The 14840-nt window shown below is 26.6% G+C and carries 11 protein-coding genes; 3 read left to right on the forward strand and 8 right to left on the reverse strand.

The window, feature by feature from the left end; genetic code table 11:
* Nucleotides 1–99 precede the first annotated feature (99 nt).
* The 5 genes from mnmE to rpmH are packed head-to-tail and all read right to left on the reverse strand — an operon-like array spanning nucleotide 100 to nucleotide 3836.
* The gene (gene mnmE / locus AUT07_RS01720; RefSeq protein WP_066283377.1) at nucleotides 100–1467 is read right to left on the reverse strand and encodes a tRNA uridine-5-carboxymethylaminomethyl(34) synthesis GTPase MnmE; all 1368 of its coding nucleotides are present in this window, start codon (nucleotides 1465–1467) and stop codon (nucleotides 100–102) included.
* Complete coding sequence (gene yidC / locus AUT07_RS01725) at nucleotides 1451–3079, reverse strand: membrane protein insertase YidC (RefSeq protein WP_066283379.1); 1629 nt, start codon at nucleotides 3077–3079, stop codon at nucleotides 1451–1453. The genes mnmE and yidC overlap by 17 nt, the downstream gene beginning before the upstream one ends.
* 54 nt (nucleotides 3080–3133) lie before the next feature.
* The gene (gene yidD / locus AUT07_RS01730; RefSeq protein WP_066283382.1) at nucleotides 3134–3346 is read right to left on the reverse strand and encodes a membrane protein insertion efficiency factor YidD; all 213 of its coding nucleotides are present in this window, start codon (nucleotides 3344–3346) and stop codon (nucleotides 3134–3136) included.
* Nucleotides 3310–3666: a ribonuclease P protein component gene (gene rnpA, locus AUT07_RS01735; protein ID WP_066283384.1), complete on the reverse strand. Its 357-nt coding sequence runs from the start codon at nucleotides 3664–3666 to the stop codon at nucleotides 3310–3312. The genes yidD and rnpA overlap by 37 nt, the downstream gene beginning before the upstream one ends.
* A 26-nt stretch (nucleotides 3667–3692) precedes the next feature.
* Nucleotides 3693–3836 carry a 50S ribosomal protein L34 gene (gene rpmH, locus AUT07_RS01740; RefSeq protein ID WP_066283385.1) on the reverse strand — a complete coding sequence of 48 codons (144 nt, stop codon included), beginning with the start codon at nucleotides 3834–3836 and terminating at the stop codon, nucleotides 3693–3695.
* Nucleotides 3837–4495: 659 nt separating this feature from the next.
* Between rpmH and dnaA the strand changes: the two genes are divergently transcribed.
* The 3 genes from dnaA (at nucleotide 4496) to gyrB (ending at nucleotide 9673) form a co-directional block, all read left to right on the forward strand.
* Nucleotides 4496–5881 carry a chromosomal replication initiator protein DnaA gene (gene dnaA / locus AUT07_RS01745; RefSeq protein ID WP_066283392.1) on the forward strand — a complete coding sequence of 462 codons (1386 nt, stop codon included), beginning with the start codon at nucleotides 4496–4498 and terminating at the stop codon, nucleotides 5879–5881.
* A gap of 13 nt (nucleotides 5882–5894) precedes the next feature.
* Nucleotides 5895–6998 (forward strand): DNA polymerase III subunit beta, encoded by a 1104-nt coding sequence (gene dnaN / locus AUT07_RS01750; protein ID WP_066283394.1) that lies wholly within the window; start codon nucleotides 5895–5897, stop codon nucleotides 6996–6998.
* Nucleotides 6999–7258: 260 nt separating this feature from the next.
* Complete coding sequence (gene gyrB / locus AUT07_RS01755; protein ID WP_066283397.1) at nucleotides 7259–9673, forward strand: DNA topoisomerase (ATP-hydrolyzing) subunit B; 2415 nt, start codon at nucleotides 7259–7261, stop codon at nucleotides 9671–9673.
* A gap of 25 nt (nucleotides 9674–9698) precedes the next feature.
* On the opposite strand, the gene asd is transcribed toward gyrB, so the two are convergent.
* From asd to glmU, 3 genes are all read right to left on the reverse strand, one after another.
* Nucleotides 9699–10799, reverse strand: coding sequence for an aspartate-semialdehyde dehydrogenase (gene asd, locus AUT07_RS01760; RefSeq protein ID WP_066283399.1), 1101 nt, complete (start codon nucleotides 10797–10799; stop codon nucleotides 9699–9701).
* A 523-nt stretch (nucleotides 10800–11322) separates the two neighbouring features.
* Nucleotides 11323–13161: a glutamine--fructose-6-phosphate transaminase (isomerizing) gene (gene glmS / locus AUT07_RS01765; protein ID WP_066283401.1), complete on the reverse strand. Its 1839-nt coding sequence runs from the start codon at nucleotides 13159–13161 to the stop codon at nucleotides 11323–11325.
* 73 nt (nucleotides 13162–13234) lie between these two features.
* Nucleotides 13235–14611: a bifunctional UDP-N-acetylglucosamine diphosphorylase/glucosamine-1-phosphate N-acetyltransferase GlmU gene (gene glmU / locus AUT07_RS01770; RefSeq protein ID WP_162261059.1), complete on the reverse strand. Its 1377-nt coding sequence runs from the start codon at nucleotides 14609–14611 to the stop codon at nucleotides 13235–13237.
* Between the last annotated feature and the right edge of the window lie 229 nt (nucleotides 14612–14840).

Below are 14840 nucleotides of genomic sequence, written 5' to 3' on the forward strand. Positions count from 1 at the left end.
TATTTATAATTATAATGATGATTTATTATTTATTAAAAGTATAATAAAATCAAGATAAAAATCTTCATCAAAAGACTCTTTTTTATCTTGGTTTAAATTTTATTTTCCAATACAAAAATTTGAAAAAATATCACTTAACAAATCATTAGAATTATATTCTCCAGTAATTTCACTTAAAGACTGTTGAGCTAGACGAAGTTCTTCTGCTAAGAGATCAATAGAATGATCTAATAAAAATAATTGATATCCTTTTTTTAAATGTTCAATAGAAATATTGAGAGCTTGTATATGACGTCGTCTAGCTAAAAATACTCCTTCAATAGGTTGATTAAATAAAATTGATTTTCTTAAATATTGTCGTAATAAATTAATACCTTTATTTTTATAAGTAGACATAAAAATAAGTGAGTAATGGCCTACTTTTTTTATTATTATTGGCTCACCAGTAATATCTACTTTATTTTTAATTAATGTAATAGGTATATATTTTGATAATTTAGCTACAAATCCAGAGTAAAAATTTTCAATTTTAAATTCTTTTATTATAGTGCCATCAAACATAAATAATATATGATCTGCTTTTTCTATTTCATCCCAAGCACGTTTTATACCTATTTTTTCAACTTCATTTGTTGCTTCACGCAACCCAGCTGTATCTACAATATGTATTGGTATACCATCAATATATATATGTTCACATAACACATCTCTTGTTGTGCCTGGAATATTAGTAACAATAGCTGATTCACGACCAGATAAAGCATTTAATAAACTAGATTTACCAACATTAGGACAACCTGTAATAACAATTTTTATACCTTCTCGTAAAATACTACCATGATGTGCTTTTAAACATATATTATTCAAACGTGATATTATATCATTTAACTTTGATTTAATATCTATATTGGATAATACATCAATATTAGAATCAGAAAAATCAATTGATGATTCCACGTAAACACGTAAGTTAGTAAGCAATTTTATGATATCATCAATTTGTTTCGAAAAAACACCTTGTAATGATTTTACTGCTGAACGGGCTGCCTGTTCAGTGCTAGCATCAATTAAATCAGCAATAGCTTCTGCCTGTGTTAAATCAATTTTAGCATTAAGAAAAGCACGTTCAGAAAATTCACCAGGATTAGCAATCCTGATATCATCAATATTTAAAATTTGCTTAAGTAATAAATCAATAATAATTGGCCCGCCATGTCCTTGTAATTCTAAAACGTCTTCTCCAGTAAATGAATTAGGTCCAGGAAAATAAAGTGCAATTCCTTCATCTAATACTTTGCCATCCATATCATAAAAAGGAAGATAATTTGCATATCTAGGTTGAAGTAATTTACCTAAAATAATTTTAATAACTTCAATAACTTTTGGACCTGATATTCGTAAAATACCAACTCCTCCTCGACCAGGTGGGGTTGCTTGTGCAATGATTGTATCATTTATGTAAACCACGACGTTCTAATCCATGATAAATAATATATTGTTGAATTATTGTTACTAGATTACTGATTATATAATATAAAACTAAACCAGATGGCAACCATAAAAAAAATACTGCAAAAATAACTGGCATATATACCATAACTTTGTGTTGTATAGGATCTGTTACTGTAGTTGGCGACATCTTTTGTATAATATACATAGTAAAACCCATAAATAAAGGAAGAATATAATACGGATCTTGGGATGATAAATCTTCGATCCAGCCAACAAAAGGTGCATGTCGTAATTCAACAGAACACATTAACATATAATATAATGCAAGAAAAATAGGCATTTGAATTAATAAAGGTAAGCAACCACCTAATGGATTAACTTTTTCTGATTTATATAAATCTATCATTTCTTGACTCATACGTTGTTTATCATTACCAATTCTTTCTTTAATTGCTGTTATTTTTGGCTGTAATAAGCGCATTTTTGCCATTGAAGTGTATTGAGCTTTAGTTAAAGGATACATAATACCTCTAACAATAAAAGTAATAACTATAATAGAAACTCCCCAATTTCCTATAATATTATTAATAAATTTTAGTAACTTAAATAAAGTTTGAGAAATAAACCAAAACCAACCATAATCAACAGTAAGATCTAAATATGGTGCAATTGCTGCTAATTCAGATTGTAATTCAGGACCAATCCATAAAGTAGAAATATATTTTTTATTACTATTAGCATCTATTTTTATTGAAGAACTTTTATATCCAATAACAGCAATATTTTTATCTAAATTAATTGTATAAAAAGTATTTTTACTTTGATGATCTGGAATCCAGGCAGTAGCAAAATATTGCTGTAACATTGCAATCCAGCCACCTTTAGTATTAATATTTAAATCACTATTTATAATATCATTAAAACTATATTTTTTATAATTAATTTCATCAGAAGAATATACTGCTCCTCGATAACTATGAAAATATAAATCATTATTTACTATGTCACGTGTTTTAGGTAACTCTATAGTTTGTTTTAACTGACCAAAAAATTCCATTACCAATGATTTGGAGCTGTTATTATAAATATGGTATTCAACTAATATGTCGTATTGACCACGTTTTAATGTATAAATTTTCTTGTAAAGAACACCATTTTTATCAATAAAATCGAGATAAATACATAGTTTATTTTGACCATTTTGCAAAATATAATTATTTGAATTAGATTTATATAAAGGTCGTAATCCATTGTTATAAACATAGTCATCTGGACCATCTTTACCTATCAATCCACTTTGTGCTTGATAAATAAAATCTTTACTTGTATACAATAACCTATATGGATCAGATGAATGTAATATCTTTGGGTAAGATAACAGATCTGCTGTATTGATATCACCTCCTCTTTTATTAATAAGTAATTCTAGTACATCAGTTTTCACTTTTATAAACTGATCTGGATTATTATTTATATTAATTCCTTCATTATTATCATAAGTAAGCATATCTAATTTTATTTTTTGATTATTTTTCATAAATAATATCTTATCACTTTCCCAAGTATGCCAAATTAGAAATGAAACAAATATCAAAGAAATAAATAAAAGATTTCGTTGGGCATCCATAGTTAATATTCTCTATTATGGTTATTTAATTTCTGTAGAACGGAAAAATTTTAATCATCCATCATATAATGGGTGACATTTTAATATACGTTTCAATATTAACCAACTACCTTTTACCAATCCATACTGATATAATACTTTTATTCCATATTGGGAACAGGTTGGATCAAAACGACAACTAGGTTGCAATATAGGACTTATTATTAATTGATAAAATTTTATTATTAAAATCAATAACCACGTTCCAAACGATAATACTGTAGCCATAATTTTCCTAATATTTTTATAATTTCTTGATTATCTAAATCAACAATACCCTTTTTAACTAATATAACAAAATCCATTGAAAGAAATTTATTTTGATGCAAACGAAAATATTCCTTTATTAATCTTTTAATACGATTACGCTCATGAGCTAATTTTACATTTTTTTTCGCAATAGCAAAACCTATACGAGGATGCCCTTTTTCATTTAAACGACCAACGATTATTATCGTTGAAGAACTAACTAACTTTGGTTCTTGAAAAACATAATCAAAATGACTACTCTTTAATAACCTTAAATTTCTAGAAAAAACAAACATCATAACTAAATTAGAATACAAACATTGATTTATTTTGAAGAAATAGCTAATCTAGCACGTTTTTTAGCACGCCTACGAGCTAAAATATGACGACCACCTCTAGTTGCCATACGTGCTCGAAAACCATGAGAACGATTACGCTTTAATATAGAAGGTTGAAAAGTGCGTTTCATATTAATTTTACCTATATTTAACAAAATCTAAGTATTTATATTTAATAATTTTACTTTTAGTGTATTTATCAATAAATAAACTAAGTAATAAATACATGATAAAAGATGATTTACGAAATTTAAAATAAAATTTTTTCAATAATTTAAATATAAAATTTAGATTTTAAAATAAAATATGAAATAATAATAGCACATAAAAATTATAAAATGAAATAGATTCTATAATGTAAAAATAACAATAAACGACAAATAATTAAATATAAACATTATTTTTTAAGATAAAAATATATCAACAATCTTAATCTCAATTTACAGATTACACAATAATTAGATTTTATACTTAAAAATACTTTAGTATTTAATATAATATATTTAATATATATAAATATATGTTAGAATATTAATTAATTCTTATTTTTTATATCTATCTTAAATTTTATCAAATTAATTAAAATTTAGAAAAACTTTACAAAATAAAAAAGAAATATCATTCAAGTTTTACAATATGATCTCTTTTAAGTATACTAAAAATTATATTTTTTATAATATATTATAGTTTATTTTATAAATTTTAGTTATACCTTACAAATGTACTAACAGTTTTTATTATCTACTAAATAAAATCATTTTTAATTAGTCTTGTTTTAATGGAGTACGTCGTGTCATTTTCACTTTGGCAGCAATGTCTTGCCAGATTGCAGGATGAATTACCTGCAATAGAATTTAGTATGTGGATACGCCCTCTCCAAGCAGAATTAAGTAATAATACATTAGCACTATATGCCCCAAATCGCTTTGTATTAGATTGGGTAAAAGATAAATACATCAATAATATTAATGAATTATTAAGTAATTTTTGTGGTTCAGAGATACCTAATTTAAAATTAGAAGTGGGGAATAAACCTCAAATAATATCAAGTGATAATTTAACTAATACCACAGAAAATCAAACAATGGCAAAAAAAATAAACTCAACTATATGTCACAGTTGGGGAAATACACAAATTAAAACTAAAATTGCATATCAATCGAATGTAAATTATAAACATACTTTTAATAATTTTATTAAAGGAAAATCAAATCAACTAGCCAGCGCAGCTGCTATACAAGTAGCAGACAATCCTGGTAAGACTTATAATCCACTATTTCTTTATGGAGGGACAGGATTAGGAAAAACTCATCTACTTCATGCCGTAGGTAATAGTATTATTAATAACAAAAAAAATGCAAAGGTAGTTTATATGCATTCTGAACGTTTTGTACAAGATATGGTAAAGGCATTACAAAATAATACTATTGAAGATTTTAAAAAATATTATCGCTCAGTAGATGCATTATTAATTGATGATATTCAATTTTTTGCCAATAAAGAACGTTCTCAAGAAGAATTTTTCCATACATTTAATTCATTACTAGAAGGTAATCAACAAATTATCCTTACATCAGATCGTTATCCTAAAGAAATTAATGGTGTCGAAGAAAGATTAAAATCTCGCTTTGGATGTGGATTAACGGTTGCTATTGATCCTCCTGAATTAGAAACTAGGGTTGCTATTTTAATAAAAAAAGCAGATGAAAATAAAGTACAATTATCTAATGAAGTTGCTTTTTTTATTGCAAAACATTTAAGATCAAATGTCAGAGAATTAGAAGGAGCTCTAAATAGAGTTATAGCTAATGCTAAATTTACTGGCTGTTCTATGACCGTTGATTTTGTAAGAGAGGCATTACGTGATCTATTAGCATTACAGGAAAAATTTGTAACTATCGATAATATTCAAAAAATTGTTGCAGAATATTATAAAATTAAAGTTTCTGATTTGTTATCTAAAAGACGTTCTCGTTCTGTAACTAGGCCTAGGCAAATAGCTATGGCATTAGCAAAAGAGTTAACAAACCATAGCTTACCAGAAATAGGAAATTTTTTTGGCGGAAGAGATCATACCACGGTGCTTCATGCTTATAGAAAGATAGAACAATTACAGGCAGAAAATAATGATATTAAGGAAGATTTACATAACTTAATAAAAATATTATCATCGTAATATTAGTAATATTATGAATTTTACTATTGAACGTGAAAAATTAATTAAACCATTACAACAAGTGAGTGGCCCATTATCTAGTAGACCTAAATTACCTATTTTAGGTAATTTATTATTGCAAGTAAATAAAAAAATACTTTTATTAACAAGTACAGATTTAGAAGTAGAAATGGTTGCTAAAGTGATATTAACTGAACAATCTCAAAATGGTTCAATTACTGTTCCTGCTCGTAAATTTTGTGATATTTGGCGTGGATTACCAAATGATTCAAAAATCAGTGTAACTTTAGAAGGAGATCGACTACTTGTACGTTCTTGTCGTAGCCGTTTTTCACTTTCTACTTTGCCTGCAACTAGTTTTCCAAATCTTGATAATTGGCAAAGTGAAGTTGAATTTGAATTACCAAGGTCAACTTTAAAATATTTAATTGATGTTACTCAATTTTCTATGGCAAATCATGATGTGAGATATTATCTCAATGGCATGTTATTTGAAATTAAAGGAAAAGAATTACGTACTGTAGCAACTGATGGACATCGTTTAGCTGTTTGTTCACGCAATATTATACATAAAAACTTACAAAACTATTCAGTGATAGTTCCTAGAAAAGCGATAATAGAATTAATGAGATTAATTGATAATAGTGATGATGTTATTAAATTACAAATTAGTAGTCATAATATTAGAGTACATATTGATAGTTTAATTTTTACCTCTAAATTAGTTGATGGTAGATTTCCTGATTATCGACGTGTTTTGCCTAAAAACGCAAATAAAATTATGATAGCAAATTGTGATAAATTAAAACAAGCATTTTCGAGAGCTTCAATTTTATCAAATGAAAAATTTCACGGAGTTAGACTTTATATAAGTAAAAATCAACTTAAAATTACAGCAAAAAATCCGGAACAAGAAGAATCAGAAGAAATTATTGATGTACATTATGAAAATCAAAAAATAGAAATAGGATTTAATGTTAGTTATATTCTTGATGTATTAAATACTTTAAAATGTGATCAAGTTCATTTATTATTAACTGACTCTAATTCTAGTATTCAAATTGAAGATATAGCTAATAATTCTGCAATATATATTATTATGCCAATGCGTCTCTAAAGTATTTAATATATATAATATTTTTTAATATCATATATTATGCTTATTTATTTTGATTAAAAACTAAATAATTTTTCAATACAATATATTTGTAGTATAATTACTTAGATTTTTTAATAAAAATAAGCTATAATTTATATTTAAAATAATTAATTATATTAATCAATATTATATTTTACAAATAATCGAATATTTGATATTTACGTAAAATAAAAAAATTAATATTTAACTATAGCACTAGAAACTAGTGAGACATTTTGATGTCATATATATATAATTCTTCAAGTATTAAGATATTAAAAGGTCTTGATGCCGTACGTAAACGTCCAGGGATGTATATCGGAGACACTGAAGATGGCACAGGACTACATCATATGGTTTTCGAAGTAGTTGATAATTCTATTGATGAAGCTTTAGCAGGTTATTGTACAAAAATTGTTGTAACAATACATACTGATAATTCAATATCTGTAATCGACAATGGGCGTGGTATTCCTACAGATCTACATGAAGAAGAAGGAATTTCTGCTGCAGAAGTAATAATGACAGTTCTGCATGCTGGAGCTAAATTCGACGATAATTCCTATAAAGTTTCTGGTGGCTTACATGGCGTCGGTATTTCTGTTGTTAATGCTTTATCAGAAAAATTATATTTAATTATAAAACGTGATGGAAAGATACACGAACAAACTTATCTATTAGGTATTCCACAATCATCGCTAAAAACTATAGGACATACAAATGAATTTGGGACATATATTCGTTTTTGGCCAAGTCTAAAAATATTTAAAACTATCACTGAATTTGAATATAGTATTTTAAAAAAAAGATTACAGGAACTATCTTTCCTTAATTCAGGTATATCAATCAGTTTAATTGATAAAAGAGATAATAAAACAAATCATTTTCATTATCATGGTGGTATTAAAGCTTTTGTAGAGTATTTAAATAGAAATAAAAATCCTATTCATTCTAATATTTTTTATTTTTCTTCAGAAAGAAACGGAGTAAATGTAGAAATATCTATGCAATGGAATGATAGCTTTCAAGAAAACGTATATTGTTTTACAAATAATATACCGCAAAAAGATGGAGGGACACATCTTATAGGTTTTCGAACAGCAATGACACGTACGTTAAATCATTATATGGACAAAGAAGGATATCAAAAAAAAACAAAAATTATTGCTACTGGTGAAGATACACGTGAAGGATTAATTGCTGTAATTTCAATTAAAGTTCCAGATCCAAAATTTTCTTCACAAACAAAAGATAAACTAATTTCTTCAGAAGTAAAAAATATTGTAGAAACATTAATGAATGAAAAATTGATAGATTATTTATTAGAAAATCCTAATGATGCCAAAATAGTTGTGAATAAAGTTATAGATGCTGCACGTGCACGTGAAACTGCTCGTAAAATACGTGAAATGACTCGTCGCAAAGGAATACTAGACTTAGCTGGATTACCAGGAAAACTAGCTGATTGTCAAGATCGTGATCCTAGTACATCAGAACTATATTTAGTAGAAGGTGATTCTGCTGGTGGATCTGCAAAACAGGCTCGTAATCGAAAAAATCAAGCTATTTTACCATTAAAAGGTAAAATACTTAATGTAGAAAAAGCTCGTTTTGATAAGATGTTATCTTCTCAAGAAATTGCTGCTTTAATAACAGCTTTAGGATGTGGTATTGGGATAGATGAATATAATCCAAATAAATTACGTTACCATAACATTATTATCATGACTGATGCAGATGTTGATGGTTCTCATATTAGAACATTATTGTTAACTTTCTTTTATCGTCAGATGCCGGAAATTATTAAAGGAGGACATCTGTACATTGCCCAGCCACCTTTATACAAAATAAGAAATGGTAAAAAGGAAATATATATAAAAGATGATGAATGTATGCGTGAATATTTAATATCAATAGCATTAGAAAATACTACACTTTACACTAGTCATCAAGATTTAGGATTAAAAGGCAAACCATTAGAACAGCTAATAGCTGAATATAATTCAGCACAAAAAATTATAAAACATTTAGAACGTATCTATCCACTTTCTTTATTAAATCATCTTATTTATCAACCTACTTTAATAATAGATGATTTAAAAGATCAAAAGAAAGTAGAAAATTGGATTAACATCTTAGTTAAACGTCTAACAGATCATGAAAAATATGGTGGTAGTTATAACTACTATATTAATAAAAATAATGAACATCAAGTGTTTGAACCTGTTTTATGTATTAAAACTCATGAAATTAAAACTTATTATAATTTAGATTTTGATTTTTTTCATGGTGTAGAATATACTCAAATCACAAAAATAAGTAGATTAATAAAAAACCTTATTAAAGAAGGTGCTTATGTTGAAAGAGGTGAAATTAGAAAATCTGTCACTTCGTTTGAAGATGTATTAAACTGGTTATCAAAAGAGTCTCGTCGAGGACTAATAATTCAACGTTATAAAGGATTAGGAGAAATGAATTCGGAACAATTATGGGAAACAACGATGGACCCAAATAAAAGAAATATGATGCAAGTCACTATTAAAGACGCTATTCAAACTGACCAACTATTTACTACTTTAATGGGTGATGCTGTTGAACCACGTAGAATTTTTATTGAAAAAAATGCATTAAAAGCAGAAAATATAGATATTTAAAAATTAAATCCATATATAAATATAATTATAATAATTTTAACATACGACGTAACGGCTCAGCTGCCCCCCATAATAATTGATCACCAACAGTAAAAGCAGATAAATATCTTTTCCCCATATTTAATTTACGTAACCGTCCAATAGGAATATTCAAAGTTCCTGTAACTGCAGTTGGGGTTAATTTTTTAATAGTTAATTCAGGTTCATTAGGAATGACACATACCCAATCATTATGTGATTCTAAAATTTGTTCAATATTTCTAATAGAAATATTCTTTTTTAATTTTAATATAATAGCTTGACTATGACATCTTAAGGCATCAATACGAACACATAAACCATCTATAGGAATGATAGTATGAGTGTTTAAAATTTTATTAGTTTCAGCCTGTCCTTTCCATTCTTCATAAGTTTGACCATTAATTAATTTTTTATCTATCCAAGGAATTAAATTACTAACTAATGGTATACTAAATTCTTTTGCAATCATTTTGCCACTACGAATAAAAGTAGTAATTTTCTTCTCAATCGATAAAATAGATATCGCTACATTCTGTAAATCATCAGAAACCTTTGAATATAATTCACCCATTTGTAATAGTAATTCTCTCATATTACGCGCACCTATACCAGAAACAGCTTGATAAGTTGAAACTGAAATCCATTCAATTAAATTTTCAACAAATAAACCAGCTAAAGCCATTAACATCAAACTAACAGTGCAATTACCACTAACAAAAGTTTTTATGCCGCTATTTAAACCTCTATCAATATGTTGACGATTAACTGGATCTAAAACAATGATACTATCATCTCTCATTCTTAATGAAGATGATGCGTCTATCCAGTACCCTGACCAACCGATATCAAGAAGTTTATGATAAATTTGATTAGTGTAATTACCTCCCTGACAAGTAACTATTACTTCTAATTCCTTAAGAATATCTAAAGAAAAGGCATCTAAAAGCTTTTTTTGATATTGACCATAATTTGGTGCAATTTCTTCATATTGAGAAGTAGTAAAAAATACGGGATTAATATTATTAAAATCACCTTCTTCATTCATTCGTTGTAATAGTACTGAACCTACCATACCTCTCCAACCAATAAATCCTACAGTTTTCATTTTATACCATCTAAAAATTATTAATAAGTATTAATATGTATGTTAAAATGCATAAATAATCTTTAAAGTTATTTTTTTTAAATTTTGACAAAAGTATTATGATTAATAAATCAAGATTAAATAAAGAATTTTAAAATATTTACTTATTAAGTATATTAATAAAAATATTTCATATTATAAAATTTATTTTTCAAAAAACTTAAGCAACATTTATATTTATTAAATACATTTATATATACAAAATAATATAATAACATTATTAAATTTTAATAAATTATTAAGATAATGCCATCATATTTTTAATTGATAAGTTATTATTTATTTGCCAATTAATATTTATATAAAATATGTATTACTATTTTATATAGTATTATTTAAAATAATATAACTAAAATTAGTTTACAGCAAATCTATATTTTTACATATTTTAACAAATTATTCTTAATAAAAGAACAATAAAGAACTGTGGATAAAACTTTAAATTAATATTAAAATAAATATCAAAAAAATATTAAGTTAAATATTATTCAACTGTAACAGATTTAGCTAAATTTCTTGGTTGATCAACATCAGTACCTTTAATTAAGGCTACATAATATGATAACAATTGTAGAGGTATTATATAAAAAATAGGAGCAATTAATTCTTCTACATATGGTAATGAAATTACTTTTATATTTTTACTATTAACAAAACCTGCGTCTTTATCAGCAAAAACGTATAATATACCACCTCTAGAACTAATCTCTGCTATATTTACTTTTAACTTTTCTAGTAATTTATTATTAGGAGCAGTAATTATTACTGGAACATGATTATCAATCAGAGCTAATGGGCCATGTTTCAACTCACCAGCAGCATATGCTTCTGCATGAATATAAGAAATTTCTTTTAATTTTAAAGCTCCTTCGATAGCAATAGGAAATTGATCTCCTCTACCTAAAAAAATAACATAATTTTTGTCAAAAAAATCTTTTGCTAAAACTTCAATAATATCTTTATATGATAGTACACTAGAAATACGAAATGGCAAAACATGTAATGCTTTAACAATATCATGCTCTAAAGCAATATTTTTATTCTTTAATCGCAAAAGATAAGCAACTAATAATAATAATACTGTTAATTGTGCAGTAAAAGCTTTTGTAGAAGCTACACTAATCTCTATTCCAGCTCTTATCATTAATGAAAAATCTGATTCGCGTACTAACGATGAACCTATAACATTACATATTGCTAAAGATAATAAATAATTAAGTTTTTTTGATAAACGTAATGCAGCTAAAGTGTCTGCTGTTTCACCAGATTGAGAAATAGTAATGAATAAACTATTTTTACGTTGTGCTAATTTACGATAACGAAATTCAGAGGCAATTTCTACATCACAAGGTATGCCAGATAAGGATTCAAACCAATAACGAGCAACCATACCAGCATTATATGAAGTACCACAAGCAACAATTTGAATATGTTCAATTTTAGATAGTAGATTTTGAGCTTTTTTATTTAATTCATTTAAAATAACACGATTATGATTATCTAAACGATCTGCTAAAGCATTTTTAATTGCATCAGGTTGTTCATGGATCTCTTTTTGTATATAATGACAATAAATCCCTTTATCATAAATATTATCTTGATATTGAATATTTGATTTTATTAATTTTCTTTTAATTTCAATACCATTTTGATTAAAAATACGAACTTTTCTATTAGTAACTTCAACAATATCGCCTTCTTCTAAATACATAAAACAACGTGTAATAGATATTAAAGCTAACTGATCAGATGCAAGAAAATTTTCATCTTTACCTAAACCTATAATCAAAGGACTGCCAGAACGAGCACCAACGAGTATACCAGGAGTACGACTATCCATAATAACTGCACCATAAGTTCCATGTAATTGAGGGATAACACGCTGTATACCTTCAAGTAACGTTCCGCCTTTTTGTAATTCCCAGTGTGTTAAATGGGCAATAACTTCAGTATCGGTTTCTGAAGTAAATACATATTTTAGTTTTTTAAGTTGTGTCCGCAATTTTTGATGATTTTCAATAATTCCGTTATGAACTACAGCAATATATTCAGATATATGTGGATGAGCATTTTTTTTACTTGGTTGACCATGAGTAGCCCAGCGTGTATGAGCAATACCAGTACTACCAATAATAGTATGTTTTTTAAATTCATTAACTAAAAACTGAACTTTACCAAGTTTACGTAAACAAATTAAATTTGCTTTATCATCTAACATAGCTAAACCAGAAGAATCATAACCACGATACTCTAGTCTACGTAGGCCGTCAATAAGTATCCCAGCTATATCACGTTGTGATACTGCACCGATAATTCCACACATATATTTAGTCCTATACCAATATATAGAGGAGTATTATACTACTAATGTTATATATAAATTAAATATCGTTCTTTTACGTTTTCTGATCTTTTATAGGTTTTTTCCAATTTAAAATATGTTTTTGTTTCACACGACTAATAACAAGTTCATTTTCATTAACATTATTAGTTAATGTTGTTCCTGCCCCAATTGTTGCCCCATTAGCAATCGTAATAGGAGCAATAAACTGAGTATTAGAACCAACAAAAACATTATCACCAATAGTAGTTTTAAATTTACTAACTCCATTATAATTACAAGTTATTGTTCCTGCGCCAATATTAACATTACAACCAATATCAGCATCACCTAAATAACTAAGATGACAAGCTTTAGAACTTCTACCTATAATAGATTCCTTAACTTCAACAAAATTACCAATATTGACTTTATGAGATAATTTATTCCCAGGACGTAACCTAGCAAATGGGCCTACAGTACAATAAGTAGATAATTCTGATCCATCTATTAATGAATAAGGATTAACACAAGAATTATCATTAATAATACAATTTTTTAATATGCATCCAGTATGTATATATACATTATCACCTAAAATAACATTTCCTTCAATAATAACGTTTGTATCAATAATTACATTATAACCATATTTCAATGTGCCCCGTAAATCAAAACGGCTAGGATCTAATATCCTAACACCAGATGATAATAATTTCTCCGCTTGTTCTTTTTGATAAATACGTTCAAGTATTGAAAGTTGTAAATAGTTATTAACTCCTTGTATTTCGGTCAATTTTATTGGATGCATAGTATTAATTTTACAACCTTCTTGATAGGCTAAAGCAATTATCTCTGTGATATAATACTCATTTTGTATGTTATTATTATGTAGTTTTTTTAACCATCTTTTTAAATCACCACCATTAGCAACTAATATTCCTGTATTAACTTCATTAATATTTATTTGTTCTTTTTTTGCATCTTTATATTCAACAATGCCAATTACTGCACCATTCTTACGAAGAATACGTCCATAATCTATTGGTTCATTAATAATAGCTGTTAATAATGCTATTCCTCCATCTGGTTTTACTGATATTAAACGTTCAAGTGTTTCTTTTGTGATGAGCGGGCAATCACCATTAAGCACTATAATATCTTCATTATCAGAAAAATAAGGTGCTGCTTGTTGCATTGCATGTCCTGTTCCTAACTGTTCTTTCTGCAAAATCCAATTAACTGGTTGCTTAGATAAAGCAATTTTAATTAAGTCAGCATTATACCCGTATACTAAATGAATATTTTTTGCTCCAATTAATAAAGAAGTATCAATAACATGTTGCACTAAAGGTTTGCCTGCCAATAAATGCAAAACTTTTGGTAATTTAGAAAACATACGACTACCTTTACCAGCAGCAAGAATTACAACACTTTTTATACTCATATATATAAAACCTGATTAATATTATTTAAAAAAGTATTTAAAAAATATCTATTTATTATTATGTAACTTATTATTTTTAATAAAATATTTTTATAATAATTATTTAATTTTTTGTTGTTTTTTAAAAAACATATAATACATAATAACATATGAATTAATAATTCAACTTATTTTAATGTTTGTATTGTACTATCTTAAGTTTATTAAAATAAATTACAAAATAATTGTTCTATAA

This window comes from Candidatus Arsenophonus lipoptenae (assembly GCF_001534665.1).
GTDB lineage: Bacteria > Pseudomonadota > Gammaproteobacteria > Enterobacterales > Enterobacteriaceae > Arsenophonus > Arsenophonus lipoptenae.